This window comes from Actinoplanes ianthinogenes (assembly GCF_018324205.1).
GTDB lineage: Bacteria > Actinomycetota > Actinomycetes > Mycobacteriales > Micromonosporaceae > Actinoplanes > Actinoplanes ianthinogenes.
Window position 1 is genome coordinate 8,742,519 of record NZ_AP023356.1, and the last position, 25,591, is coordinate 8,768,109.

Below are 25,591 nucleotides of genomic sequence, written 5' to 3' on the forward strand. Positions count from 1 at the left end.
CATGAGCGCTAGCATCCGGGCATGCAGCCACGCCGCAGCGCGCAGTGGTATGCCGGGGATGACCGCAACAGCTACATCCACCGTGCCTGGATGCGCCGCGGCCTGCCCGCCGACGCGTTCGCCGGCCGCCCGCACGTGGCGATCGCCAACACCGCCTCCGACCTGACCCCGTGCAACGCCCACCTGAACGAGGTGGCGCGCAGCGTGTCCGACGGCGTCTACCAGGCCGGCGGGATCCCGCTGAATCTGCCGGTGGTGTCGCTGGGCGAGACGCAGGTGCGGCCGACCGCGATGCTCTGGCGCAACCTGGCCGCGATGGCGATCGAGGAGATGCTGCGCGCCAACCCGATCGACGGCGTGGTGCTGCTCGGCGGGTGTGACAAGACCATCCCGGCGCTGCTGATGGGCGCCGCCTCGGTCGACCTGCCCGCCGTCGTGGTCCCGGGCGGCCCGATGCTCACCGGGACGTTCCGCGGCGTGCCGCTGGGCTGCGGCACCGACGTGTGGAAGCTGTCCGAGGAGGTCCGCGCCGGGACGCTGCCGGCCGCCGAGTTCCAGCGCTCCGAGTCCTCGATGATCCGCAGCCGCGGGCACTGCAACACGATGGGCACCGCCTCGACGATGGGCCTGCTCGCCGAGGTGCTCGGGATGACCCTGCCGGGCATCGCCGGCACCCCGGCCCCGGACAGCCGTCTGCTGGAGGCGGCCCACGCCACCGGCGTGCTCGCCGTCGAGATGATCGACGCCGGTCGCCGGCCCAGCGGCGTGCTCACCCGCGGCTCGTTCCACAACGCGATCGTCGCGCTCGCAGCCCTCGGCGGCTCCACCAACGCCGTGGTGCACCTGCTCGCCATCGCCGGTCGTCTCGGCGTGCCGCTCACCCAGGATGACTTCGACCGGGTCGGCGCGGACGTGCCGCTGCTCGTCGACCTGCTGCCGGCCGGCCGGTTCCTGATGGACGACCTGTACCGGGCCGGCGGCCTGCACGCCGTGCTCACCGAGGTCCGCGACCTGCTCGACCCGGCCGCGATCACGGTCACCGGCCGGCCGCTGGTCGAGCATCTGGCCGGGGCGGTCGCCCACGACCGGGAGGTGATCCGGCCGCGCGAGCAGCCGGTGCGGGCGCACGCCGGGATCGCCGTGCTCTACGGCAACCTGGCCCCGGACGGCGCGGTCGTCAAACCGGCGGCCGCGTCCCCGCACCTGCTGCGGCACCGCGGCCCGGCCGTGGTGTTCGACTCGGTCGAGGACCTGCACGCCCGCCTCGACGACCCGTCCCTGCCGGTCACCGCCGACTCGGTGCTGGTGCTGCGCGGCTGCGGCCCCAAGGGCTATCCGGGCATGCCCGAGGTCGCCAACCTGCCGCTGCCCGCGAAACTGCTGGCGCAGGGCGTGCGCGACATGGTCCGGGTGTGCGACGGGCGGATGAGCGGCACGGCGTACGGAACGGTCGTCCTGCACGTCTCCCCGGAGTCCGCCGCGGGCGGCCCGCTCGCCAAGGTCCGCACCGGCGACATCGTCGTCCTCGACGTGCCGGCCAGGCGTCTCGACGTCGACGTGCCCGAGGCCGAGTGGGCCACCCGCGAGCCGTCCGCCGAGGCCGCCACGTCCTACGCGGCGCCGATGCGTGGCTGGGAGCGCCTCTACATCGACACGGTCGGGCAGGCCAACACCGGTGCCGACCTGGACTTCCTGCGGGGCGCCAGCGGCGACCGGGTGGCCCGCGGCTCGCACTGACGGGTTTGTTTGATCCATTGACAATCAGCGAACATCGATGACAGCGTGACTCCACAAGATCTCATCGCCACCGATGGGGGAGTAACCGTTGCGTGCTCATGTCCGACGGAGGGTCGCCGCGGCGACCGCTCTGACCCTGGTGACGGGCGGCCTGGCGCTGATCCCGTCCACGTCCGCCCAGGCCACCCACAGGCACCCGAGAAGCGTCGTCTCCGGCGACGCCCGTTTCCAGATCCTCTCGCCGACCCTGATCCGAACCGAGTACGCGGCCGGCGGCCGCTTCACCGACGCCGAGACCTTCACCGTCGTCGGCCGCGACGACTTCGCGCCGGTCCGCTTCACCCAGCGGGTCGCGCACGGCTGGCTGACCATCGACACGGGCGCCGCCACCCTGCGCTACCGGGTCGGTTCCGGTCCGTTCACCAAGGACAACCTTTCGGTACGGCTGAAAGCCGGCCGCCAGACGGTGACCGCCGCACCCTGGGCCGGCAGGGGCGTTCCCGACTGCGTCGCCGGCGCGCTGTGCGAGGCGGAGGACCTCGCGCTCGCCGGGCTCGGCACGGCCACCGACCATCGTGACTACACCGGAAAGGGCTTCGCGGCCGGGTTCGAGGGGACCGGCGCCTCGGCCGCCTTCGCCGTCACCCCGGCCGGCGCGGGCCCGCGGCAGCTGACCGTCCGCTACGCGAACAGCACCGGCGGGGACGGGCAGAACGTCACCCGCACGCTGACCGTCACGGTCGACGGCGTCGCGGCCGGCACGCTGAGCCTGCCGCCGACCGGGAACTGGGACACCTGGGCGCTCGCCTCGGTGCCGCTGACCCTGGCCGCCGGCCGGCACGAGATCCGCCTGGTGCGCACCGCGAGCGACTCCGGCAATGTGAACGTCGACAGCCTGGCGGTGCTCGCGCCGGGTGCGGCATATCCCGCTCCCACGCCGGCCGGGCCGCGGCCGTGCGCGTTCGGCGCGGTGTGCGAGGCCGACACCGGCGCCGGCGTCGGCGGGGCGAAGCTCGCCGACGACCACAACGGGTACTCCGGCGAGGGCTTCCTGGCCGGGCTCGAACGGGCCGGCGCCGGGACCGCGTTCACCGTCACCGGGGTGCCCGCCGACGGCGTCTACCAGGTGCAGTTGCGGTATTCCAACGCACAGGCGGGCAGCCGGCCGGTGCAGGCCCGGACCATGACGGTGACCGGGGCCGACGCTGTTCCGGTGACCGCGACGCTGCCGCCGACGAGTGGGTGGGACTACTGGCGTACCGAAAAGGTCCTGGTGTCTTTGAAAGCCGGGACGAACACGGTGACGCTGGGCTGTCCGAGCGACCAGAGTTGCAACGTCAACGTGGACACCGTGGCGGTGACCGGTCGGACGGCGCCGCTGCTCGCGCCGCATGCGCCGCTCGGCGGATACCGGCGCGGGCTGGACGGGGTCAACGGCGGTGCCCGGACCTACCCGGGGCTGCTCTTCCAGGACGGGTGGTCGCTGCTGGACGACTCCGGCGCGGGGCAGGACGGCTACGTCTTCGCCTACGGGCAGGACTACAGGCGGGCGTTGCGCGAGCTGTCCACGCTGACCGGGCCGACGAAGCTGCTGCCGAAGTGGGCTTACGGGGTGTGGTACTCGGAGTACTACGACCGGACGGCGGCCGAGTTCCAGGAGATCGTGACCCGGTTCAAGACCGAGGGCGTGCCGCTGGACACGCTCGTCGTGGACACCGACTTCAAGTCACCGGACCGGTGGAACGGCTGGGAGATCGACCCGTCCCGGTTCCCGGACTGGACCGCCTTCGCGACCTGGCTGCGACAGCGGGGCGTGCACACCGGGCTGAACATCCACCCGAGCATCCTCGGCTCCGACCCGCACTTCGCCGGGGCGCAGGAGATCGCCAAGGGCAAGTTGCAGCGGACCGGCTGCAACAGCGGGCCGGACTGCTACGTGTTCGACTTCGGCGACCCGGACCAGCTGAAAGCCTACTTCTGGCTGCACGACCGGATGGGCGCGACCGGGGTCGACTTCTGGTGGCTGGACTGGTGCTGCGACGGCTCCCGCGGCCTGGACACCCTGATCAACAAGGAGTACGCCGACAAGACCGGCTTCGCCTTCTCCCGGGCCTACGGGTCGCTGCAGGCCGGCGGATACGGCAACCCGGGTACGGTGGCGACCGGTCCGTGGGCGGAGAAGCGCAACACGCTGCACTTCACCGGCGACACCATCTCGAACTGGGAGACGCTGCGCTTCGAGGTCGGCTACACGCCGGGCGAGTCGGCGGCGACCGGGCTGGCCGCGATCAGTCACGACATCGGCGGGCACACCGGCGGGTTGCAGGAGCCGGGCAGCGAACCGGGCAGCACCAAGCTCCCGGACGACCTGTACGCGCGGTGGGTGCAGCTGGGCACGTTCCAGCCCATCGACCGCCTGCACTCCAACCACAGCGACCGGCTGCCCTGGCAGTACGGAGCGGCCGCGAACGCCTCCGCGAAGAAGTTCCTCACCCTGCGGAAGACGTTGCAGCCCTACACGTACGCCGCGGCGGTCGAGGCGACCCGCACCGGCACCCCGATCGTCCGGCCGATGTACCTGGCGTACCCGGGGGAGCAGGACGCTTACGCGACCGCGGGCAGCCAGTACCTGTACGGCCCGGACCTGCTGGTCGCCCCGGTCACCACGCCGGGCGCGAGCGCCACCACGACGGTCTGGTTCCCGCCGGGCAGCACGTGGACCGACTATTTCACCGGCAAGCGGTACGCCGGCGGCACCACCGGCGCCGTGACCACCACTCTCCACACGATGCCGGTCTTCGTCCGCTCGGGCGCGAAGATCCGGTGATCCCCGGCGCGATCGGCGCACCCGTGCCGTGAGAAGGGCCTCAAAGGCCGGTGGGAGCGTTCCCAAACGCTTCCACCGGCCAGCAGGATGGTCCCGTGAAGAACTCCTTCCTCCGACCATGCGTGGCCCTCGCCATGGCCGCCCTCGCGATGGCCGTCGCGCCCGCCCCGGCATCCGCCGGCCGGGCACCGACCCGGCTGATCATCGACACCGACTTCGGGCAGTGGTGGGACGACGTCGCCACCCTCGCCGCCGTTCACACCGCGGCCGACCGGGGTGAAGTCCGGATCCTCGGGATCGTGTCCGACGTGCGGAACGAGTGGAACGCGCCCGCGCTGGACGCGCTCGACACCTGGTACGGCCGGCCGGACATCCCGATCGGCGTGACCGCCGGCGCCACCGCGGTCGACCAGAACTACAGCGAGATGCTCGCCGAGAACTACCCGCATTCCGGTCGCGCCGAGGACTCGGTGGCGCTGTACCGGCGACTGCTGCGCGCGCAGCCGGACCACAGCGTGACGATCCTGTCGATCGGAGCGCTCACCGGCCTGTCCCGGCTGCTGAAGACCGACCGCGCCCTCGTCGAGCGCAAGGTCGCCCGGACCGTCGTGATGGGCGGCGAGTACCCGCGTGCCACCGCCCCGGAGTGGAACTTCGGCCTCGACCTCGGCGCCACCCGCCACGTGGTGGCCGACTGGCCGGCGCCGGTCGTGTACGACGGCTTCGAGACCGGCCTCCCGGTGCTGGCCGGCAACAACGTCTGCGCCACGCACCCGGCCGGCAGCCCGGTCCGGGCCGCCTTCGACGTCCTGTACGGCTGCGGCAACGACCAGCACGACGGCACCTGGGATCCGACCGCGCTGTACTACGCGATCTACGGCACCGACGGCGTCTTCCGGCTGGCCGGAGCCGGCGGCCACAACGTCGTCACCCCGGACGGGCTGAACGCCTGGACCGTGGGCGGTCACCGCCAGCAGTACCTCGTGCTGACCGATGCCGAGAGCCTCACCACCAGGCTCGACGCCCTCATCGACGCGGTCTGATCGGCGCCGGTAGGCGTTGAGCCGGCTACGATCCGCCACCCACGATCGTGGGTCTAACGGTCGTCCCGCGGGTCGATGGTCTCGTTGATGGCGCGTTCGAGAGCCGCTTGCTGGCGTGCCGAGTCGTTGGCGGCGCGGTCGGCCGCCGCGGAGTCGCGGTCGGCACCCGCCGCCACCCGGTCACGGTCGGCGGCCGCCCGATCGCCGGCCGCGGCCGAGCGGGCGTCCCGAACGTGATCCAGGTAGTCGCGGAAGGCGGCCCGATCGCCGGCCGCGGCCGAGCGGGCGTCCCGAACGTGATCCAGGTAGTCGCGGAAGGCGGCCCGGTCGGCGGTCGCCTGTTCGCGGTCCGTGGCCGCGGCATCGCGGTCGGCTGCGGCCTGCTGCCACAACTCGGACAGTCGCTCCGGGTGCGCTGCCGCCGACTGCTCGCGCCGGTGGGCGGCTTCCGCGCGATCGGCCGCCCTCCGATCACGATGCTCGGCCGCTCGCAGCCGGTCCCGTGCGGCCCGGTGTGCCTGCTGCCCGGTGTCGTCGCGGGCGGTCGCCGCGCGATCGCGGGTCCGGGCGTCCTCGTCGCGATCGTGTGCCACCGTGTCCCGGACCTCAGCGGCATCGTCGCGTGCTTGTCCGGCCCGGTCCCGGTCGTCCGGGCCGTCCACGCCGTATCGCGCCACCATGGGCCCATTCTCTCCCCGGCAGGGGCTTCCGGCGAAGCACCGCACACCCATGAGGCGGCAATCTTCGAAGGGTTGCTGATCCGGAGCGGTCTCGTGCCGGAGAGCGGATCGGGTCCTGAGTAAGCTGGCGCGCCATGGAACCCGCTCTCTCCTACCGTGACGCCAACCGGGCCAGGCTGCGCAACACCCTGGTGTCCGCGGCCCGGGAGCTGGCCGTCGCCAACGGCTGGGACCGGGTGCGGATGGCCGATGTGGCGCGTGCCGCCGGGGTCAGCCGGCAGACCGTCTACAACGAGTTCAGCACCCGGGGCGGGCTGGCCGAGGCGCTCGCGGTGCGCGAGATCGACGCGTTCACCGCCGCGGTCCGGGCCCGGTTGCACGAGCACGGCGGTGACGTCCGCGCGGCCGGACACGCGGCGATCCTGCACACGCTGCGCGAGGCCGCCGGTAACCCGCTGATCAAGGCGATCCTGACCGGCGGGCCGGGCGACGCCGACGAGCTGCTGCCCTACCTCACCACCCGCTCCGACCTGCTGCTCGCCGCGGCCTGCGCGGTGATCGAGGAGTGGGCGGCCGCCACTGTTCCGGACACCGATCCGGCAACGACGAAGCTGGCCGGTGAGTCCATCGTCCGCCTCACCGTCAGTCACATCATGCTGCCGACCGCATCCCCCGAGCTCACGGCGGACGCCCTGGCCGAGGTCTTCACTCGCCTGATGAGCTGATCTCGTCCGCACGGTCGGGCCGGCCCAGGCGGAACGGCATCGCGGGTGCGAAGTGCTCGATCTCGACCGTCTCGGAGTACGTGCCGTCCGGCTTCGTCTCGATCTTGTGGAAGGCGCGCTTGACCCCCTTGGTCCGCCAGAGATGCAGTCCGTACATCACCGCCGAGACGATCAGCCCGACCTCGATCACCGGCATCTTGGTCTGCGCGTTGGTGATCGCCTGACGCACGGTCTCCGCCTGGCCCTCGTCGTACCAGAGCCAGCTCAGCACCGCGAGTGCGGTGGCGGACAGTTCCTCCGGCGACGACCGCAGCGCGGTGGCCGCGGCTTCCGCCTCCACGGCGTACGACTCGTCGAGTTCGGCCCGCATCTCGGCGGCCGAAAGGTCGTCGCTGAACTCGGCGACCGCGTAACGGGCGGCCTGCAGGATCGTCTCGCGGTCCGCCCGCTGGTCGGTGAGGAACGTGCTGAGGCTCGGGGTCAACGCCAATCTCCTTCGATCGAGAGCGAACGGGCGATCCACGGGGTCAGTCCGGACGCCTCGGCGGCGTCGCCGGCCGCGCGCACGGCGCCGGCCAGGGGCATGCCGGAGGCGTACAGGTCGATGGTGTGGTCCAGCAGCGCGGCGGTCGGGCCGGCCTGCACGTCCCAGGCCGGCGCCACCAGGGCACGGACGCCGCTCCGGCGCAGGGCGGCGAAGATGCCCAGCCGGTCGCCCGCCGCCGTGGAGACCGCGGCCCGGCTCGAGCAGGCGGCCGAGAAGATCGTGGCGTGTGAGCCGGTGAGGTCGCGGCACTCCCGCCAGCCGAACCGGTGCGGCCGGCCGCGCGAGTGCGCGGCCAGCGAGCCGGCCATCGGCAGCGTGCCCGCGTGCGCGAGCATCAGGCACACCTCGTTCTCCTCCGGGCTGACGTAGCCGTGACAGAGGATCTTCACGATGTCGGTGTCCCGGAGCAGTTCGAGCAGCCAGTCGCGGTCGCACTCGGGCGGGGCGCGGTGGCGGACGACCCGCTCGCCACCGTGGCGGCGCAGGGTGTGCCCGACCGACGCGGCCAGGGCGTCCCGGACGGCTTCCGGTTCGTTGAAGCGCGGCACGTGCACGATCCCGATGCTGTTCCCGGCCGGGGCGGGTGGCCGGGAGACGATGTCGAACAGCTCGGACCAACTGCTGACGTACGAAGCGGTCCAGCCCGGCCCGATCGTGGTGTGCCACGGGGCGCCGGGCATCTCGGGGTGTTCCATGAACACGACGTGTGGCCGTGGGCCGGACCCGGAGCCGGCCAGGACCAGGAACTCCTGGATCCATGCCGCGGCCTCCTGCCAGCCGGGCAGGTCGAGCGGGTCGCCGGTCCGGCCGTCGTGCCAGTTCGCCAGCCGGCTGCGCACCCGGTGCACGGTGTGCCGCAGGCCCCTCGGAACCTCGTCCGGCGCCGGCACCCACAGGCCCAGCTCGCCGTCCGGGCGCACGACGATCATCACCGGCTGCGCGATGTGCGGGAATCGCGTGCCGTCCCGCCCGAGCCCCAGCTCGAACCAGGTGACCACGGCGAAGCTGCCCTCCGGCCGGGCGAGCCGTGACAGCGCGGCCAGGGACAGATCCGGCAGCACCCCCGCCGATCCGGACGTGGCGCCGCTGGCCGCGGTCCGGATCCGGTGCACGGTGTCGCGCTGCAGTTCGCCGACGGTCAGCAGGGTGGCCAGCGGTTCCACGGCCTCCTCGCGCCCGGCGTAGGCCCAGACCGCGCCCGCCACCTCGGTCAGCCGCGCGGCGAGCGGCCGCAGCTGAAGTGCCGCGACGAGCGGGTCACCGAGCTCGCCGATCCGCGCGGCGATCGAGGCGGCGACGGCTTGCAGCGGCGCACGCCCGGCGGTATGTCCGTCCTGGTAGGCCGAGCGAGCCAGCTCGATGACCTCACGCGGGTCGCGCGCCGCGCCGCGGGCCCGGCGGTCGGCGTCGGCGATGGAGTACAGCGAGGTCGCGGCCCGGCCGCGAGCCTCCGCGAGCTGGGCCCGTAAGCCCAGCGCTTCGGAGGCGGCCACCTCGCCCAGCACGGCATCGATCCGGTCGAGCAGATCCCGGTGGGTCTCCGGGTCGGCCGCTCCCGCGACGATGAGGTTGCGCCACGCTCGGGTCAGCACCCGGATGAAGAGCCACCAGTGGACGTCGCCGGGCTCGGCGTCGTCCAGGGAGATGCCGGTCAGCACGGTCAGCGCGTCGTCATCGCGTCCCAGATCGTGCAGGGTCAGCCCGCGGGAGGCGCTGACCAGCGCCCGCGCCGTCGCCGTGTAGGCGAGCGGAGCGGTCCGTTCGAGTGCGGCCAGCGCCTCGGCGTGCCGGCCGTTGTTGCTCAGCAGGGCCGTGCGAGCGAACGCCGCCTCGAACTGCTCGAAGTATCCGGGACGACGCCGATGGAGATCTTCGACCACGGCCAGCGCACGGTCGACCGACCCCGCCTGATCGTAGGCGCCGGCCAGCAGCATCACGGTGTCGTCGTCGGCGTCGGGCAGCGCCGCCTCCAGCCGTGCGGTCTCCTCGGCCAAGCGGCCGGCTTCGAACAGCACCAGGTTCTGTGGGTCGCGGGCCTCCGGCACCGACCCGGCCCGGAAGAGCTGGCTGAGCAACGCGTCGACCAGACCTCCGTGGCCGAGATCGTCCACGGTCTGCCGCAGCGTCTCCACCAGCTCGGTGTCGACGTCTCCACCCCTGGTGAACTCCTCGTGCAGGATGCCGACGACCGCGGTCCGCACCGCCTCCACCTCGATGGTGGCCGCGGCCCGCGCCGGCGACACCGCGAACAGGCGCGCGCCGGGATGACGCCGAACCATGTGCTGGTGCATCAGGTACACCGCCGCCCAGTCCGCCGCCCGCGGGTTCGGGACGCGGCGCCGCAGGCAGACGAAGGCCCGCAACGCATGGAACGCGTACAGCCCGGTGTCCTCCTCGGGCGGTTCCATCGCGTTCAACGCGTCCAGTGCGGAGGCGGCCGGCGCCGCCCGCACGTAGAGCCCGATGTCGGTGTCCAGCAGATGTCTGAGGTGGCGGATGTCCGCGCCGGCCCAGTGCTCCAGCAGCCGCCGCCAGATCTCGACCTCGGCCGTGGCGAGCTGCTCCTCGGGCACCCCGGACAGCTCGGCCGCGGCGAGGACCGGACCGGTGAGCTCCCGCCATGACTTCCCCACGTCGGCCAGCAACGTTTCGGAGGCCGCGATGCGGCGCTGCACGATGGTCGCCACCTCGGCCATCGGGTTGGTCACGGCCCGCGTGGTGGTGACCGTCAACTCGTGGACGTCGTAGCCGAGCGGTGTCGGCATGAGGAACCAGTCGATGTAGAGATACTCCCGCGCGATCATCTCGTACTCGTCGGACGACGGCTCGAACGTCCCCGGCACCACCAGTTGCAACACCCGCTCGGGCCGTCCGTCGTCGGGTGCGGTGAACAGCCCGATGACCGTCGGACGCACGGGCAGGGGCGCCTGGCAGGCCGCACACCGCAGCACGGGCGGCTCGGTCAAGGCCGCGATCAGGTCGGCCAGCTCGCCAGGACTGTTGTCCCGGCACACCATCACCGCACCGGGCGGCGCGAGGAACGGCGACGGCGTCCCGCACTTCGCGCACACGGCGGCATCGGTGCTCACTCGTGTCAGTCAAACAGAACGCGACGCCACGGCGGCTCCCCCGGCCGGGTCGAATGTGTCGACATGATGCCGCACATCGTCCAGCTTCTTGACATTGGTGCGCCGTTTGTAAACCATCGATGCATGACCGCCGCTGCCGTCCCCTGGCGTGACACCAAACGTCCGCTGTGGCCCCTCGCCCTCGTCGTCCCCGTGCTGCCCTTCGCCGCCCTGCTCCTCGACGCCTGGTGGCTCACCCCGGTCTTCATCCTCGGCGTCATCCCGCTGATCGACGTCCTCGTCGGCGACGACCGCGTGAACCCGCCCGAGGAGGTGGTCCCCGCACTCCAGGCCTCGCCGTACTACCGCTGGATCACCTATCTGTTCCTGCCCGCCCAGTACGCCGCCCTGGTCGTGACCTGCGCCGTCTGGGCGCGCGGCCCGAGCGTCGCCGCCGCCGCCGGGCTGGTGCTCACCGCCGGCCTGGTCAACGGGATCGCCATCAACACCGCTCACGAACTCGGCCACAAGCGCGAGTCACTGGAACGCTGGCTCTCCAAGATCGCGCTCGCGCCGACCGGTTACGGGCACTTCTTCGTCGAGCACAACCGCGGCCACCACGTGCGGGTGGCGACTCCGGAGGACCCGGCCAGCTCCCGGCTCGGCGAGTCGTTCTGGAGCTTCTGGCCGCGTACCGTAAAGGGCAGTTTCCTGTCGGCCTGGAAGCTGGAGACCAGCCGGCACCGGCTCCGCGGGCGCAGCCCGTGGTCCTTGCGCAACGACATCCTGAACGCGTGGGCGATGACGGCGGTCCTGTTCACCGCCCTCGCCGTCGCGTTCGGACCGGGCGTGCTGATCTTCCTGGCCCTCCAGGCCGTCGTCGGTTTCTCGACCCTGGAAGCCGTCAACTACCTCGAGCACTACGGTCTGCTGCGCCAGCGCAACGCCGCCGGCCGCTACGAGAAGGTCGACCCGCGACACAGCTGGAACAGCGACCGCCTCACCACCAACGTCTTCCTGTTCCAGCTGCAACGCCACAGCGACCACCACGCCAACCCACTGCGCCGATACCAGACCCTGCGCAGCTTCGACGTCTCCCCGCAACTGCCCGCCGGCTACGCCACGATGCTGGTCCTCGCGCTGGTCCCGCCCCTGTGGCGCCGCGTCATGGACCCCCGCGTCCTGCGCCACTACAACGGCGACGTCACCAAAGCCAACACCAAACCCACGTTTTCGGTACGCCACGAGGACCGGTGACCACACGACGGCGCATCACCGATCCGGCCCGGCGCCGGGACGCGAAGCTCGAGCCCGTCAGTAGGGTGTGCTCATCGGCGTCACTGGAGGTTCCATGCCCAAGGGCTACTGGGTCAGCGTCTACCGCACCATCAAGGACCCGGAGAAGCTGGCTGCCTACAACAAGCTGGCTCGGACGGCCGTCGAGGCCGGGGGCGGCCGGACGATCGTCCGTGGCGGCCGGGTCGTGGCGCACGACGCCGGTATCGCCGAGCGCACCGTCCTGGTCGAGTTCGACAGCTTCGAGCAGGCCGTCGCGACGCACGAGAGCGCGGCCTACCGGGAGGCGCTGGTCGCCCTCTCCGACGGCGTCGAGCGCGACTTTCGCATCGTCGAGGGGGTCGACTGACGTCCGGCGACGGACTCGGTCAGGCTGCCGGAGTTCGCGCGGCCGCGCCGATCAGGGCAGGTGGCGGCGGACCTCGGTGAGGCGGTCGGTGAGGAAGGCGCGCTCGACCTCGTTGCCGGTGAGGGTGAGCGCCTCCTCGTACGCGACGGCCGCGGCCGGCCAGTCGCCGAGGCGGCGCAGGAAGTCGGCGTGGGTCGCGCTCAGGTAGCTGTAGGTGGCCAGCGCCGGCTCGCGCAGCAGCGGGGTCAGGGCGTCCAGGCCGGCCCGCGGGCCGTCCCGCATGCCGATGGCGGCGGCCCGGTTGAGCTGGACCACCGGCGAGTGCGGCCACATCCGCTGGAGCACCGTGTAGAGCGCGACGATCTCCGCCCAGTCGGTCTCCTCCCAGGTGCGGGCCTCGGCGTGGACGGCGGCGATGGCGGCCTCGACCGCGTACCGGGTCGGCGGCCCGCGGCGCAGGGCGTCGGTCAGCAGCGCGGCGCCCTCGGCGATCAGCTCGGTGTCCCAGGTGGAGCGGTCCTGCTCGGCGAGCAGGCGCAGCCGGCCGTCCGGGCCGACCCGGCCCGCGGCCCGGGCGTCGTTGAGCAGAAGCAGCGCGAGCAGGGCGCTGACCTCGGCGTCGGTCGGCATCAGCAGGTGCAGCAGGCGGGCCAGGTCGACGGCGCAGCCGGACAGGTCGGGGCGGATCAGCTCGGGACCGGACGGCGCGGTGTGCCCGGTCGTGTAGATCAGATGAACCACCTGGAGGACCGCGCCGACCCGCTCGCCGAGCTGGTCGGAGGAGGGCACCCGGTACGGGATCCGGGCCGTGGCGATCTTCTTCTTCGCGCGGGTGATCCGGGCCGCCATGGTGGACTCGGGCACCAGGAAGGCCCGGGCCACCTCGGCCGTCGACAGCCCGCAGACCAGCCGCAGGGTCAGCGCGACCTGCGCCTCCCGGGCCAGCGCCGGATGGCAGCAGGTGAAGAGCAGCCGCAGCCGGTCGTCGGCGACCAGGCCGTCCTCCGGGCCCGGCACGGTCTCCTCGGCGACCAGCAACGGCAGCGTCCGGCGGAACCGGGACTCCCGGCGCAGCACGTCCCGGGCCCGGTTCCGGGCGACCTGGGTGAGCCAGGCGCCCGGGCGGGCCGGCACCCCGGAGTCCGGCCAGACCAGCAGCGCCTGGGCGTACGCGTCCTGGGTGCACTCCTCGGCGAGGTCCAGATCCCGGGTGAGCTGCGCGGTCGTGGCCAGTACCTGGGCCCAGTCGCGGCGGTGCGCCGCAGCGACCGCCGCGACCACGTCCTCGTTCACCCGTGGAACACCACGGGACGGATCTCGACGCCGCTGTGCCCGGCACGGACCTCGGGCAGCAGCGCGGCCAGTGCCAGCACCTCGTCGAGGTCGGCGGCCTCCAGCAGGTAGAACCCGCCGAGCGCCTCCTTGGTGTCCAGGAACGGCCCGTCGGTGGTGATCAGGTCGCCGGTCACCCCACCGCGCAGGGTGGTCGCGCTCGGTGCGCTTTCGAGCTCCTCCCCGCCGAGGACGCGGGCGCCGGCGGCCTCGCGGAACGCGGCGTGGGCGGCCTCGAGCGCGGACCGTTCCGTGGCGCTCATCGCGTCCCACCGAGTGGCGTCGCCGTAGATCAGGAGCATGTACTTCGCCATAGCCGTTCCCCTCACGTCGCGGCCCGGATGGGGCCTCCTAACCTACGACGATCGGGAACCACCCCGGATCGACAGCGTCGCCGCGGCTACGGATGGAGAAGTGTCTCGGCGATCTGCCGCACCCGATCGGTCGTGATGCCGTCGCGTTGCTCCACGGCCAGCGGGTGGGGGTCGGTGGGGGAGAGCACCACGTGGGGCCGGGTGCCGACCGGCCCCGTGTGGACGTGGGTCTTGAGGCTGAGCGTCTCCACCGGATACACCGGCAGTTGCGTGCAGAGCCAGCCGAAGTACGCGGGTTCCCGTTCCCGCCCGGGCGTCGTCCACAGGTCGAGAGCGCGGCCGAAGTTGGCGCGGCTGAGCGACACCCACACGCCCCACTCGAAATCCTGGTCGGCGTCGAGCACGGGGATGATCAGGCGCGCCCGGACGAAGTAGTGCTCGGCCTGGATGACGCAGGTCTCCTCGTCGAGAATGCTGCGCTCGTCGTCCAGGAGGTGGTCGCTCCAGTGCGCGGGCGCCTGCGCCCCGTAGGAGAACGGCAGTCCGTCATGGTGCCGGCCGCAGCCCCGGCAGGTGAAACCTTGATCATCCACGCCGCGACGGTACAGGCCGGCGCCGCCACGGGTGGCGGCGCCGGCCGGGTGGCTCAGGGCAGGGTGACCTGGGCCGGGGTGGAGCGCTGGGTGGTGGTGCCGTCGCCGAGTTGGCTGTTGGCGTTGTTGCCCCAGCACCACAGGGCGGCGTCGGCGCGGAAGCCGCAGGTGTGGTAACCCGTGACGTGCTGGGCCGTCCAGGTGGTGGCGTCACCCACGCGTACCGGAACGGTGCGGTTGGTCGTGGAGTTGTCGCCGACCTGGCCGGTCATGTTGTTGCCCCAGCACCACAGGCTGCCGTCGACGCGGTTGGCGCAGACCGTGTTGAAGCCGGCGTCGACCCGGCTCCAGACGGCGGCACCGACCTGGACCGGAGCGGTCTGGTACGTGGTGCCGGTGCCCAGCTGGCCGTAACCGTTGTCACCCCAGCACCACAGGGTCGCGTCGGTGCGGGTGGCGCAGGCGAAGGCGTACCCGGCGGAGACCGCGGACCAGGTGGTGCCGGTGCCGACCTGGGCGGGGGTGGTGGCCGCGGTCAGCCGGCCGAGGCCGAGCTGCCCGTCGCCGTTGTCGCCCCAGCACCAGAGCGTCCCGTCGGTCCGCGTCCCGCAGCTGTGCCCGAACCCGGTGGTGACGCTCGCCCAGTTCGTCGCGGTGCCGACCTGGAGCGGGGTGGTCGCGGTGTACACCGACGACGAGACGCCGAGCTGGCTGAGCCGGTTGAAGCCCCAGCACCACAGCGTCCCGTCGGTCTTCACGCCGCAGGTGTGGCTGTCGCCGGCGCTGACGCTCGCCCAGTCGGCGGTGGCACCGACCCGGGTCGGGGTGTTGCGGCTGGCGGTGGTGCCGTCGCCGAGCTGGCCGCGGGTGTTGGCACCCCAGCACCAGAGCGAGCCGCCGGTCTGCACGCCGCAGGTGTAGCTGGTGCCGGCGTCGACGCTGGCCCAGCTCGCGGCGCCGACGCGTACCGGAGTGGTTTTCTTGATCGTGGTGCCGTCGCCGAGCTGGCCCTTGGCGTTGTCGCCCCAGCACCACAAACTCGCGTCACCGCGGACGGCGCAGGTGTGCGAGTAACCGGCGGCCACGGTGGCGCCGGCGGGTGGGGCGGCGGCCGCGGCCGGACCGGTCGTGCCGCTCAGGGCGAAACCGGTCAGGGCGGCGGCGGTGAGCAGGGCGCGCGCCATGAATGTGCGCATGTATTGATCACTCCAAGCCGGGGATCGAGGGGAGTGGGAGCGCTCCCAACGTGATTCTTACCATCGACGGTCGCCATTGACTAGAAGCGAACGTGTCGATACCGGCTTCGTGCCAGACCCCCGTGCGGGTGGTGCTGCGCCGTCCCCGGCCGCCGTAGAGTGCGCCGAAAGCGGGCTCCACCAGGAAGGACAAGTCAGTGAGACGCGGTTGGTTCGTCGCGCTTCTGTGCGCTCTGGTGATGCTGGCGGTCGTCGCCGGCGTCGCGCTCTCCCGGCTGAAGAAGCCCGGCACCCCGCAGGGTGCGGACACCGTCGTCACGACCGTCACCACCGCCCCCTCGGCCTCCACCGCCCCCGAGCCGGACGTGACCACGAGCCGGCCGAAGAGCGTCACGACCCGGAAGGTCACCGCCACCGGCAGCACGACGACGCCCACCGGCAGCGCCCCGGACGGCCCGGCCATCTCCTACTTCCGGGTGACCGGCAAGCCCTCCTGCCCGTCCGGCACCAACCAGGTCCAGTACGAGGGTGACCCGGTGGTCCTGGAGTGGAAGGTCACCGGCGCCGAGAAGACCACGCTCTCGGTCGACGGCCCCGGCATCTACGCCGAGTACGGCACCAAGGACTCCGCCACCCTGACCTTCTCCTGCGGCGGCGACCCGGGCAGCTATCAGGTGCACACCTACCTGCTGACCGCGATCGGCCCGGACGGCACCACGACCAAGAAGCTGACCGTCAAGGCGAAGGTCAACGAGATCACCACCGTCTGACTTTCTTTCGGTACGCCCTCCACCCGGCCCCACCGCACAGCCCCGTCCCGAGCCTCGACGCCAGGTCGCTCCCGCCTCACGGCCGCGAGGCCGCATCCGGGCTGAAGCGTCCCCTCGCGGTGGTCCGCCCCCACCTCGCGGCACCTGCATGACGTACAGTGCGGGCCCCACCCCGCAGTGACTGGAGCATGCATGTCGAGACTCGTTGCCGTGACCGTCGCCGTGGCGGCCCTGGCGGGGTGCGGCTCCGGTGAGCCCGCCGCTGAGCCGTCGGGACCGCTGACCGAGGCTCAGGCGGTCGCGGCCTGCCAGAAGGACCTCACCGAGCTGAACAGTGCGATGACCCCGCGGCTGCGGGAGCGGTTCGTGGTCCGGGACGGCGACCGGCAGATCCGCATCTACACGTCCGAGGCCGACAAGTGGATCAGCACTTGCCGGGTCGGCCCGTCCGGTGCCGAGGAGACGTTCGGCACCGTCACGACGGACGGGCCGGCCGACAAGATCACGTTGTACGGCGACCTGGATGCCGTACTGAAAGCGAAGGTCTTGATCGGGAAGCTGCCGGCCAAGGCGACCGGGATCACGGCGAAGCTGCCGTCCGGACGGACCCTGACCGGCTCCCGCGACGGTGATCTGTTCCTGGTGTGGGCCCCGGACACCCCGGTCGAGCGGGCCGTGCTGACCGCGACCGGCAAGGACGGCAAGGTGCTGGCCACGGTCACCGCGCCGGGCGTCTGAGGCCTACCCCGCGAGCCCGTTGTCGGCGAGCCACCGCGGGTCGGGCGCGACCGTCTGGAGCACCTCGACCAGCAGTCCGTCCGGCCCGGCGACCTGGAAGCGGCGCTGCCCCCACGGCTCGGTCACCAGCGGCATGACCACGTCCAGGCCGGTGGCCGACAGCCGGGCGTACTCGGCGTCGACGTCGGCGACCAGGAACGCCAGCAGCGTGCCGACCACGTTCTTGCCGCGGGTCGCCGCGGGCCACGACGCGTGGTCGCGCTGCACGAAGTCCAGGCTCAGGGCCGGGTGGTCGGCGTGCTGGGTGTTCACGTACCACCCCAGGTCGATGCCGACGGTGAACCCGAAGTGCTCGGCGAACCAGGCCGCACTCGCGGCCGGCCTCTCCGCCGCGACCGCCATGCCGACCAGACTGAACTTCATGAGCTGCTCCTGTCGAGAAGGTGACGCCCCACGATCGCGGCCCGGCCGGGATCGATCGGGGGACAACCGCTGGGTTATCGGCGGCCGACCACGTCGGCGACCTCGGTGCGGGACGAGACACCCAGCTTGCGCAGGATGTTCGAGACGTGCACGGCGGCCGTTTTCGGCGAGATGTAGAGGCGCCGGGCCAGCTCGGTGTTGGTCAGCCCGTCGCTGATCAGCACGGCCACCTCCCGCTCCCGCGGGGTCAGCGCGGCCGGTCCGGTCACCGCGTCCGCCGCGTCGGCCGGGGCCATGCCCAGCTGGGCACGGACCTGGTCGAGCTGCTCGACCCGCCAGCCTCGCCACTGGGCCAGCAGCGGCGCGGCGGCCTCGACGTGCGTGGCCGCCTCCGCCCGGCGATCGGCGGCGAGCAGGCAGCGGGCCGCCGCCACGTGCACGGTGCCGCGGGTCGGCGCCAGCAGGATGTGGGCGTCCGCGACGGACAGGTAGCCGGCCAGCGCCTCGGCGTGCCGGCCGTGCGCCTCGGCCAGCTGGGCGTCGACGACGGTCCGGTGCACGTCCCACACCTCGGCGTCGAGCAGCGTCTCGGCCAGCCGGTCCAGCCGGGCCGGCGACAGGCCGACGTGGAGTGCCGCGGTGATCAGGTCGTGCGCCTGCTCGCCGCTGCGCCAGGTCTGCCCGGCGAAGGCGGCCACCAGCTCGTCCATGATCGCCTCGGCCCGGGGCAGGTCACCGCGGCGGCAGGCCAGGTGGAACGCGAGGCCGGGGATCATCGTCGGCGGATTGTTCGGGTACACCGCCAGGTCGGCGATCAGCTGCTCGACCCGGTCCAGCTCGCCGGCCTCGAGGTAGAGCCCGGCGAGGAAGACGCCGTGATAGTCGGCCCAGCGCCCGCGCCGGCGGAAGCTGAGATCCTCCTCGCGGCCGCTCTCCAGGGCGCTGATCGCGGCGCCGAGGTCGCCGGCCCGGACGGCGAGCCGGGCCCTGTTCTGGTAATACGTGGCCTCGGCCAGCGACTCGAAACCGGCCCGCTCGGCGTCCACGCGCATCCGTTCCAGCATCGCGACGTGCTCGTCCGGCGACGACGGCGGCTCGCCCTGGACCAGCACGTTCAGGGCGCGGGCGGCCAGCACCCACTCGCCGGCGCGCTCGGCGTCGTCGACCAGCTCGGCCAGGATCTTGTGCCCGTCGGCCGCCGACTGCGGCCGGTCGGCGAGCGCCGAACCCTTCTCGACCAGCGCGGCCAGGCGGACCGCCGGCAGGTCGAACTCGTCGGCGAGCGCCAGCGCGCGGTCGGACCAGAGCAGCGCGGCGTCCAGCTCGTCGCGCAGGGTGGCGGACTGGGCGATCGCGGTCATCGCCCGGGCCTGGTCGGCGCCGGGCGGCAGCTGCGCGATCAGCGTCTCGATGTCCTGGGTCAGCGCGCCCATCTCGGCGGTCTCCCGGGACTCCCACGCGATCCGGACCAGCAGGTAGAGCGACTCGGCGCGGTCGGTGCTGGTGGTCGCCAGGTCCCGCCAGCGCCGTCCGTAGCGCAGCGCGTCGTCGAGCAGCCCCGCCAGCCACGCCGCCCGGGCCGCCGAGGCCAGCAACCCGGTGTCGTCGGGGACCTCGTCGAGACCCATCTCGGCCATCTGCAACGCCTGGTAGGCGGACCCGATCGACAGGTACAGCGCGGCGCCCTGCCGCGCGGCGACGATCATGTCGTCGTACCGCCCGGCGCCGCGGGCGTGGTGCGCGACCATGGCCGGGTCGGAGGAGCCGGCCCGCAGCAGGATGTCGAGCGCGGCCTCGTGCAGCCGCCGCCGCTGCCGGCCCAGCATCTGATCGGCGATCGCCTCCCGGACCAGGGCGTGCCGGAACGCGAACTCGTCCTCCCCGGACTCGACCAGCACACCCCGGGTGACCAGGTCGCGCAGCACCGCGATCAGCTCGTCCTCGCCGCTGCCGGTCACGTCGGCGAGCAGGTCGAACGGGATCCGGTGGCCGAGCACGGTGGCCGCCTCGACGATCCGGTGACTGACCGGGTCGAGGTCGTCGACCTGGCGGCGCAGCACGTCGGCGAGGCTCCACGGGAGGGGCTGCTCGACCAGGCCCTCCACGTCGTACCCCGGAAGTGCTCGCAAGAGCTCCTCCAGGAAGAACGGATTCCCGCCGGTGCGGTGATGCAACGCCGTCGCGGCGCGCAGCGGCGCCGGCGCGCCGGTCGCGGCCGCCAGCATGGCCGCGGTCTGCGCCGGCGTCAGACGATTCAGGCGTACGTGCGCGACCGCGTGCCGCCGCTCCATCCGGGCCAGCAGGCCGGCCACCGGCTGGCGGCGCGACACCTCGTCCGGCCGGTACGTCCCGATCAGCAGCCGCGGGCCCTGCTGGTCGGCGATCCGCTCGAACAGGGCGGCGCTCTCCGAGTCGGCCCAGTGCAGATCCTCGAACACGATGACCGCGGGCGCGTCGCCGATCAGCTCCGCCACGATCGCCAGCCCGACGTGCAGCCGCTCGACCGGGCTCCGCTTCGGGTCGGTGAGCGCCGCCAGCTGCTCCTCGTCGACCTCCGGCCGGCCGTCGATGGCGTCGAGCAGCACCTCGTAGGGCCGGGAGAGGGAACCGGGCTCGGCCTGCCCGACCAGGACCACGGTCTCGGCCGAGACGGTGCCGAGCAGCTCGTGCACCAGCCGGGTCTTACCGATCCCCGGCTCACCCGCGATGATCGCCACCGCGGGCTCGCGCGCGGAGACGAGCCGCGCCAGGCGGCGCAGCTCGCTCTCCCGCCCGATCATCACTGGACTGGCACCGCCGCGGACCGTTCGCACGAGGCCAGCGTACTGGTGGGCTGTCCGCGTACCGCCGAGGCTTTTCTCACCCTGCGGACCAGGCGCCGGAGGCCGGCCGCGGTGATCAGCCGCTCGCGGTCCGCCTCGGCGATCAGCTGGGTGCGGCGCTCGTTCGCGAGCGTGAGCATGATCTCCGGGTGCATCAACATCTTCGTCTCCCCAACTCGTCGTCCGATGCGTCAATCATCGATCGGCGAGAGCGGGGCGGCATGGGGAGCGCTTACCTATCTTCCCAGCTCAGGACGGTTTAGGTGCGCTTCGTCAGGGGTCTAGGTATACCTAGCTTCCTCGTCAGATCGACGGTGCGGAGGTCGGGCACGGTGGGCAGGGTCAGGACGGTCTCCTCCATGGTGGCCAGCACTCTGGTGATGCGCGCGCTGCGGGCCAGGTGCTTGTATTGGCTGCGGGCGTGCCGCAGGTCGGACGCGGCGATGGTCAGCAGGCCGCGGTGGCGCAGCGGGTCGTTCTCGCCGACCGGGACGAGCCGGTCGTACAGTTTCGTGCCGGAGTCCACCCGCTGGTCGCTGACCTGGACCAGCGCCAGGTCGAAGTGCGCGCCGCCGACACGCTGCTGGAGGCTGGTCGCCTCGTACAGGGTCTGCGCCGCGGCGTCGAGGTTGCCGAGCCGGTACTGGCACCAGCCGGCCAGGCTCAGGTCGTGCTTGCTGCGGCGGCTCAGCGACTCGTCGAGCGACCGCTGGTAAAGCTCGGCCGCCTCCTTCTCCGGCTCGCGGCCCAGGGACAGCACGTTGGCCAGATTCTTGCGGTACCACCGGGTGTCCTTGATCCGGACCGCGTTGCGGAACGCCTGCTCGGCGCCGTCCAGGTCCGGCTTGTCCAGATGGTAACGACACCAGCCGAGCACGTTCCAGGCGTCTGCGTCGTCCGGGTGCTCGTCGAGCAGCAGCCGGGACAGCCGGATGGCGGGCTCGAACGTCCCGGCGTCGGCCAGCGTCCAGATGAGCGTGCCCATCACCCAGGCGCTGTGCGGCGCCGCGGTCGCCGCTCGGTCGAGCACCTCGAACGCCTTGTCGTAGCGGTCGAGGGCCGCGTACGTCTGGCCGAGCCGGGTCGCGGTCGCCGCGTCCCGCGGATACGCCTTCTGCGCCTGCTCGAAGATCTTCGCGGCGCCCGGGTGATCACCGGTGCCGAGCAGCAGAAGGCCGAGTGTCGCCAGGGCGCCGTAGTGGTTCGGCACGTCCCGCAACGCCCGCCGGCTCCCCTTGATCGCCTCGGTGGTGTTGCCGAGCAGCCGGTGGGCTTCGGCTTGCAGGGCGTAGGCGTTCGGGGTGCAGACGGAGTCGAGCACGTCCAGGGCGGCCTGGTAGTCCCCGCTGTCGATCTCGAGCTGGGCCCGTACGGTCAGGATGTCGGTGTTCTCCGGGTGCTCCGCGGCCAGCTCCGTCAGCTCCGCACGGGCCTGATCCGGGTGGCGCCGCCCGACCAGCTGAGCGTGCAGCAGCCGCGCCCGGATGTCGCCGGGACGGTGGCCGAGCACGGTGGTGAGATGGACCTCCGCCTCCTCGGGCCGCCCGGCCAGCAGCAGCGCGGCGGCGAGCTCGATCCGGGCGTCGAGGTTCCCGGCGCCGCGGCCGAGGGCCTTGTGGGCGTAGGCGATGGCGGCGTCCGCGTCGCCGATGGTGCGCGCCACCACGGCCTGCCGGATCAGGATCTCACCGCGCCGCGGGGCCAGCCGGGCCGCGGTCGCCAGGGTCGCCGCGGCGTCGGTGAACCGGCCGGTGGCGCTTTGCAGGTCGGCACGCAGCAGCAGGATGTCCAGGGTGTCCGGGACATCGGGCGCGGTCACCAGGTCGAGGGCCTCGTCGCTGCGGCCGAGGCGGGCCAGGACCCGGGCGAGCCGGAACACGTCCTGTGCCTCGGAGCCGGTCTCGATCAGCAGGTCCCGCGCGGTCGCCTCGGCCTCGGCGAGGTCGCCGCCGGCGGCGAGGTGGATGTCCACGGCGAGGCGCTTCGCGTCCCGGCGATGAGGTTCGCGGACCTCCAGCTCGTCCAGCGCCACCCGGGCGCCGTCGAGGTCCCCGTCGGCGAACAGGACCTGAGCCCGCAGCCACCACGGCTCGGCCCACTCGGGTGCCAGCGTGGAACTGCGCTCGGTGGCCTCGAGTGCCGCGGTGCGGCGTTTGTGGGCGGCCGAGCTGGTGGGCCGGTGCGCGGTGGAGCCCCGGAACAGCGCCGTCGCGACGAGCAGGTGGGCCATCGCGCTGGCCGGGTGCCGCTCCGCCACGGACCGGGCTTTGGCCAGCGCCGTGTCCGTCTCGCCGCGGGAGATCATCAACTCGACCTCGAGCGCTTGCAGGTAGAGGTCGTCCGGCCACGCCAGGAGTCCCTGCTCGACCATGGCCTGCGCCTCGTCCGGGCGACCCGCGACGGTCAGGGTGTCGGCGTATTCGAACCAGTCGCCGGCATGCGAGCGCGGGTTGGCGTGCAGCCGTTCGAACCGGTCGACCGCCTCGCTGACCAGGCCGAGTTGCTGGGCCAGCTCGGCGTGCAGACGCAGCACCTCGGGTTGCGTGCGGGCCTGCAGCGCCACGCCTCTGATCACCGCGAGGGCGTCCTCGAGGTCGCCGGCCTCCCGCAGGGCGGACGCCTCCAGCACGACGGCGGGCCAGGCGTCCGGGTCGAGCGCGCGCGCCCGCCGGGCCAGCCGGATCGCCTCGTCGACACCGTTGGCCTCGTGCTGGGACAGCCACGTCTCGCCGGCGCGCAGCAGCACGTCCACGTCGTCCGGTGCGGCCGCCAGGGCCGCGTGCAGGTCGGCCGAGGCCCGGTCCCGATCGTCCATGGCGGCTCGCGCCGCGGCCCGGCGCACCAGCAGCCGCGCGTCGGTGGGGTCGGCCCGCAACGCGAGGTCGAACGCCTCGACGGCCTCCTGGTGGCGGTCCAGCAGCATCAGGGCCTCGGCCCGCACTCCGGCGGCCACGCCGGGCCGGGCCCGGTCGGCCTCCTCCAGGGCGGGCAGCGCCTGGCCGGGGCGGCCGGCGGCGAGCAGCAGCCGCGCGGCCTCGACCAGCAGGGGGAGGGCCGTGGGGTCCTGCCCGGCGCGCAGCACCTCGGCGCGCAGCAGACACAGTTCGGGGTCGGCCGGCAGCGCGAGCAGGGCGGTCTGGATGGTCGCCTCGGCTTCGCTCACGCGGTCGGCCGCCAGGTAGGCCCGGGCCAGCGTACGGCCGTGCTCGGGCGCGCCGGCTTCCGTCGCCGCGGCCAGCGCCAGATGCGGCAGCGCCTCCGCCAGCCGCCCCTGCCCGGCCAGCGCCATCCCGAAGTCACCGCGGTCGCGTGCCGACATGGTCGTCACCGGCTCCCGCTCGAAGAGCGCGACGGCCTCGCCGAACAGGTCGGCCGCCCGATCGTCCTGTCCCCGGTTACGGGCGGTCTCGCCGCGGAGCGTAAGGATCACCGCGCTGATCACCTCCAGCCCGGTGTTCAGCTCGTCGATCCGCTGTTGCGCGGCCTTCAGCAGGGTGTCGCATCGCGAGAGATTGCCGAGCCGCAGTTCGGTCCGGGCGCGTTCGACGACCGCCCGCACCAGCGCCTCCGGCAGGACCTCGCTGGGCAGGGTGGACTCGGGCGACCCGCCGGGCCAGAAGGTCAGCGCCAACGGCCCCTCGATCAGACCCATGATCGGCCTCCGTCCAGAGGATCACGGCCCACCGGCACCGGCGGGCCGAACGGAATCTTCGACGCCGACTCCTTCGCCCGGGTGTGGATCACCCGTGCTTGCGCCGGCTCGCGGAGGCGGGCTATCCACATCGCGCTCATCAGGTCGCGCAGCACCATCGACACCACCGGCTTCTCCTCGTCCATCAGCTCCTCCGCGGCGCTGTGCAACTTCGCGATCGTGTCGAGGGGGTAGCCGACGTTGCGCATCACCTTGGCCCGAGCCAGCTCCTCGTCGAAACGGTCGACGACGTCCTGGTCACCGGGTTCCACCGGCTGCTCGTCGCCGCCGGCGGCGACGCGTGCCACGCGCCACGCCTTCTCGACCTGCTCGGCGACGGTGGTGAGCCGGTTACGCAGCGGGGTGTCCAGCCCGGCGGAGTTCGCCCGCAACTGCCGCAGCAGCAGGGTGGCGCGCTGGGCGTCGGACGGCCATTCCGGTTTGCCGCCGGCGGCCGGTTCAACCGTGGGATCGAACTCCAGGAACACCGTGGCGTACAGATAACTGGGTCCCAGCGCGTGCAACGCGTACCTGTCCGCGCACAGCAGCCGCTGGCCGGGCGTCAACGGGTTCTTCTGCGCCCAGTTGGCCGCCACCGCCTTGCCGACCCGCCGGCCCACCAGCGGCAGCGCCCACAGGCTCCACTGCGGATAACCCAGCGGCAGGTGCCGGCGCCCGACCGCGCTCATCAGCGCCAGCGGCGACCGGTTCGGATCGTCCCGCAGCCGCGGCGGCACCGGGCCCATCAGGTGTTCGACCAGCGCCTTGTAGGCGGCCATCAGCGTCGCGTCGAGGTCGAAGCGGACGAGTGCCGGGACGGCCGAGACGTCCTCGGTCTCCAGCGGCAGCCCGCGTACCGCCATCCCGGCCAGCAGCTCCAGGTAGCGGCTCAGCACCTCGTGGCCGCGGCGGGGCATCTCGGCGCGGAAACGCCGCCACGGGTCGGGCTCCTCGCCCAGTTCCCGGAGCAGAGCCTGGTACTCGTCGTGGGCGTCGCGCAGCGCCGGGACCGGCAGCCCGGCCACCGACCACCGCCGGACGTCCTGGAACGACTCGTACACCAGGTCCCGCAGCTCGCCCAGCCTCTTGAGCTCGGCGTCGGCGTCCCGCAGGTGACGCCGGACCTGCTCGATCCGCTGCGTCCGGACGTTTTCGGTGTCCTTGCCGGGCCGATGGGTGACGGCGTTGGGCCGGGGCAGGCCGGTGCCCGGGGTGGCCGACCTGCCGAGCAGGCCGTCGAGTCGCCGCCGGATCACGCCGATGTGCACGCTGAGGTCGTTCTCGGCGGCGGCGAGGCTTCCTTCCGGGGACAGGAAGTCCTCCACCGCGTTGAGCCGGTCGTCCTGCTCGGTCATCGCGTCGATGACGCAGGTGACCTCCTCCAGCGCCTGTTTCAGCACGTCCAACCGGGTTTGCAGGATCAGGTCGGCGGGCATGGCG

At 72.7% G+C, this 25,591-nt stretch carries 20 protein-coding genes; 8 read left to right on the top strand and 12 right to left on the bottom strand.

Features of this window, described 5'->3' with window-relative positions; genetic code table 11:
• The first annotated feature begins 21 nt into the window (after positions 1–21).
• The 3 genes from Aiant_RS39425 to Aiant_RS39435 all read left to right on the top strand — a co-directional run bounded on the left by Aiant_RS39425 (position 22) and on the right by Aiant_RS39435 (position 5,607).
• Positions 22–1,737, top strand: a complete 1,716-nt coding sequence (locus Aiant_RS39425) for an IlvD/Edd family dehydratase (protein WP_189334886.1) — start codon at positions 22–24, stop codon at positions 1,735–1,737.
• 88 nt (positions 1,738–1,825) lie between these two features.
• Positions 1,826–4,564, top strand: coding sequence for a TIM-barrel domain-containing protein (locus tag Aiant_RS39430; RefSeq protein WP_189334885.1), 2,739 nt, complete (start codon positions 1,826–1,828; stop codon positions 4,562–4,564).
• A gap of 95 nt (positions 4,565–4,659) precedes the next feature.
• Positions 4,660–5,607: a nucleoside hydrolase gene (locus tag Aiant_RS39435; protein ID WP_189334884.1), complete on the top strand. Its 948-nt coding sequence runs from the start codon at positions 4,660–4,662 to the stop codon at positions 5,605–5,607.
• A 53-nt stretch (positions 5,608–5,660) separates the two neighbouring features.
• Here the strand turns inward: Aiant_RS39435 and Aiant_RS39440 are convergent, their stop codons facing one another.
• Positions 5,661–6,287 carry a hypothetical protein gene (locus tag Aiant_RS39440; protein ID WP_189334883.1) on the bottom strand — a complete coding sequence of 209 codons (627 nt, stop codon included), beginning with the start codon at positions 6,285–6,287 and terminating at the stop codon, positions 5,661–5,663.
• A 134-nt stretch (positions 6,288–6,421) separates the two neighbouring features.
• Between Aiant_RS39440 and Aiant_RS39445 the strand changes: the two genes are divergently transcribed.
• The gene (locus Aiant_RS39445) at positions 6,422–7,012 is read left to right on the top strand and encodes a TetR/AcrR family transcriptional regulator (RefSeq protein WP_189334882.1); all 591 of its coding nucleotides are present in this window, start codon (positions 6,422–6,424) and stop codon (positions 7,010–7,012) included.
• Here the strand turns inward: Aiant_RS39445 and Aiant_RS39450 are convergent.
• Positions 6,993–7,496 carry a hypothetical protein gene (locus Aiant_RS39450; protein WP_189334881.1) on the bottom strand — a complete coding sequence of 168 codons (504 nt, stop codon included), beginning with the start codon at positions 7,494–7,496 and terminating at the stop codon, positions 6,993–6,995. The genes Aiant_RS39445 and Aiant_RS39450 overlap by 20 nt on opposite strands.
• Positions 7,493–10,648 (bottom strand): tetratricopeptide repeat protein, encoded by a 3,156-nt coding sequence (locus Aiant_RS39455; RefSeq protein ID WP_189334880.1) that lies wholly within the window; start codon positions 10,646–10,648, stop codon positions 7,493–7,495. Before Aiant_RS39455 ends, Aiant_RS39450 begins: the two co-directional genes overlap by 4 nt.
• Before the next feature lie 123 nt (positions 10,649–10,771).
• Here Aiant_RS39455 and Aiant_RS39460 point away from each other — a divergent pair, with 123 nt between their 5' ends.
• Both Aiant_RS39460 and Aiant_RS39465 read left to right on the top strand, forming a co-directional pair.
• The gene (locus Aiant_RS39460) at positions 10,772–11,884 is read left to right on the top strand and encodes an alkane 1-monooxygenase (RefSeq protein ID WP_189334879.1); all 1,113 of its coding nucleotides are present in this window, start codon (positions 10,772–10,774) and stop codon (positions 11,882–11,884) included.
• Between the two features lie 94 nt (positions 11,885–11,978).
• Positions 11,979–12,272 carry a DUF1330 domain-containing protein gene (locus tag Aiant_RS39465; protein ID WP_189334878.1) on the top strand — a complete coding sequence of 98 codons (294 nt, stop codon included), beginning with the start codon at positions 11,979–11,981 and terminating at the stop codon, positions 12,270–12,272.
• 51 nt (positions 12,273–12,323) lie between these two features.
• Here the strand turns inward: Aiant_RS39465 and Aiant_RS39470 are convergent, their stop codons facing one another.
• The 4 genes from Aiant_RS39470 to Aiant_RS39485 all read right to left on the bottom strand — a co-directional run bounded on the left by Aiant_RS39470 (position 12,324) and on the right by Aiant_RS39485 (position 15,707).
• Complete coding sequence (locus Aiant_RS39470) at positions 12,324–13,565, bottom strand: RNA polymerase sigma factor (RefSeq protein ID WP_189334877.1); 1,242 nt, start codon at positions 13,563–13,565, stop codon at positions 12,324–12,326.
• The gene (locus Aiant_RS39475) at positions 13,562–13,918 is read right to left on the bottom strand and encodes a YciI family protein (RefSeq protein ID WP_189334876.1); all 357 of its coding nucleotides are present in this window, start codon (positions 13,916–13,918) and stop codon (positions 13,562–13,564) included. The genes Aiant_RS39470 and Aiant_RS39475 overlap by 4 nt, the downstream gene beginning before the upstream one ends.
• A gap of 86 nt (positions 13,919–14,004) precedes the next feature.
• Positions 14,005–14,511, bottom strand: a complete 507-nt coding sequence (locus tag Aiant_RS39480) for a DUF2199 domain-containing protein (protein WP_189334875.1) — start codon at positions 14,509–14,511, stop codon at positions 14,005–14,007.
• Between the two features lie 53 nt (positions 14,512–14,564).
• Positions 14,565–15,707 carry an RCC1 domain-containing protein gene (locus Aiant_RS39485; RefSeq protein WP_189334874.1) on the bottom strand — a complete coding sequence of 381 codons (1,143 nt, stop codon included), beginning with the start codon at positions 15,705–15,707 and terminating at the stop codon, positions 14,565–14,567.
• Between the two features lie 197 nt (positions 15,708–15,904).
• Between Aiant_RS39485 and Aiant_RS39490 the strand changes: the two genes are divergently transcribed.
• Together Aiant_RS39490 and Aiant_RS39495 are read left to right on the top strand one after the other, a co-directional pair.
• Positions 15,905–16,477 (top strand): hypothetical protein, encoded by a 573-nt coding sequence (locus Aiant_RS39490; protein WP_189334873.1) that lies wholly within the window; start codon positions 15,905–15,907, stop codon positions 16,475–16,477.
• Positions 16,478–16,669: 192 nt separating this feature from the next.
• Complete coding sequence (locus Aiant_RS39495; RefSeq protein WP_189334872.1) at positions 16,670–17,215, top strand: hypothetical protein; 546 nt, start codon at positions 16,670–16,672, stop codon at positions 17,213–17,215.
• 3 nt (positions 17,216–17,218) lie between these two features.
• On the opposite strand, the gene Aiant_RS39500 is transcribed toward Aiant_RS39495, so the two are convergent.
• The 5 genes from Aiant_RS39500 to Aiant_RS39520 form a co-directional block, all read right to left on the bottom strand.
• On the bottom strand, positions 17,219–17,638 hold the full coding sequence (locus Aiant_RS39500) for a VOC family protein (protein WP_189334871.1): 420 nt from the start codon (positions 17,636–17,638) through the stop codon (positions 17,219–17,221).
• Positions 17,639–17,712: 74 nt separating this feature from the next.
• Positions 17,713–20,451, bottom strand: coding sequence for an ATP-binding protein (locus tag Aiant_RS39505; protein WP_229831088.1), 2,739 nt, complete (start codon positions 20,449–20,451; stop codon positions 17,713–17,715).
• Positions 20,418–20,621 carry a hypothetical protein gene (locus Aiant_RS39510; protein WP_189334870.1) on the bottom strand — a complete coding sequence of 68 codons (204 nt, stop codon included), beginning with the start codon at positions 20,619–20,621 and terminating at the stop codon, positions 20,418–20,420. The genes Aiant_RS39505 and Aiant_RS39510 overlap by 34 nt, the downstream gene beginning before the upstream one ends.
• Before the next feature lie 98 nt (positions 20,622–20,719).
• Complete coding sequence (locus Aiant_RS46765; protein ID WP_189334869.1) at positions 20,720–24,112, bottom strand: tetratricopeptide repeat protein; 3,393 nt, start codon at positions 24,110–24,112, stop codon at positions 20,720–20,722.
• Positions 24,103–25,587 (bottom strand): hypothetical protein, encoded by a 1,485-nt coding sequence (locus Aiant_RS39520; protein WP_189334868.1) that lies wholly within the window; start codon positions 25,585–25,587, stop codon positions 24,103–24,105. The genes Aiant_RS46765 and Aiant_RS39520 overlap by 10 nt, the downstream gene beginning before the upstream one ends.
• Between the last annotated feature and the right edge of the window lie 4 nt (positions 25,588–25,591).

Coding starts and splice junctions, on each gene's coding strand:
- Aiant_RS39425 (WP_189334886.1), top strand. CDS start 22: ATGCAGCCACGCCGCAGCGCGCAGTGGTATGCCGGGGATGACCGCAAC.
- Aiant_RS39440 (WP_189334883.1), bottom strand. CDS start 6,287: ATGGTGGCGCGATACGGCGTGGACGGCCCGGACGACCGGGACCGGGCC.
- Aiant_RS39445 (WP_189334882.1), top strand. CDS start 6,422: ATGGAACCCGCTCTCTCCTACCGTGACGCCAACCGGGCCAGGCTGCGC.
- Aiant_RS39460 (WP_189334879.1), top strand. CDS start 10,772: ATGACCGCCGCTGCCGTCCCCTGGCGTGACACCAAACGTCCGCTGTGG.
- Aiant_RS39465 (WP_189334878.1), top strand. CDS start 11,979: ATGCCCAAGGGCTACTGGGTCAGCGTCTACCGCACCATCAAGGACCCG.
- Aiant_RS39475 (WP_189334876.1), bottom strand. CDS start 13,918: ATGGCGAAGTACATGCTCCTGATCTACGGCGACGCCACTCGGTGGGAC.
- Aiant_RS39485 (WP_189334874.1), bottom strand. CDS start 15,707: ATGCGCACATTCATGGCGCGCGCCCTGCTCACCGCCGCCGCCCTGACC.
- Aiant_RS39495 (WP_189334872.1), top strand. CDS start 16,670: ATGTCGAGACTCGTTGCCGTGACCGTCGCCGTGGCGGCCCTGGCGGGG.
- Aiant_RS39500 (WP_189334871.1), bottom strand. CDS start 17,638: ATGAAGTTCAGTCTGGTCGGCATGGCGGTCGCGGCGGAGAGGCCGGCC.
- Aiant_RS39510 (WP_189334870.1), bottom strand. CDS start 20,621: ATGTTGATGCACCCGGAGATCATGCTCACGCTCGCGAACGAGCGCCGC.
- Aiant_RS46765 (WP_189334869.1), bottom strand. CDS start 24,112: ATGGGTCTGATCGAGGGGCCGTTGGCGCTGACCTTCTGGCCCGGCGGG.
- Aiant_RS39520 (WP_189334868.1), bottom strand. CDS start 25,587: ATGCCCGCCGACCTGATCCTGCAAACCCGGTTGGACGTGCTGAAACAG.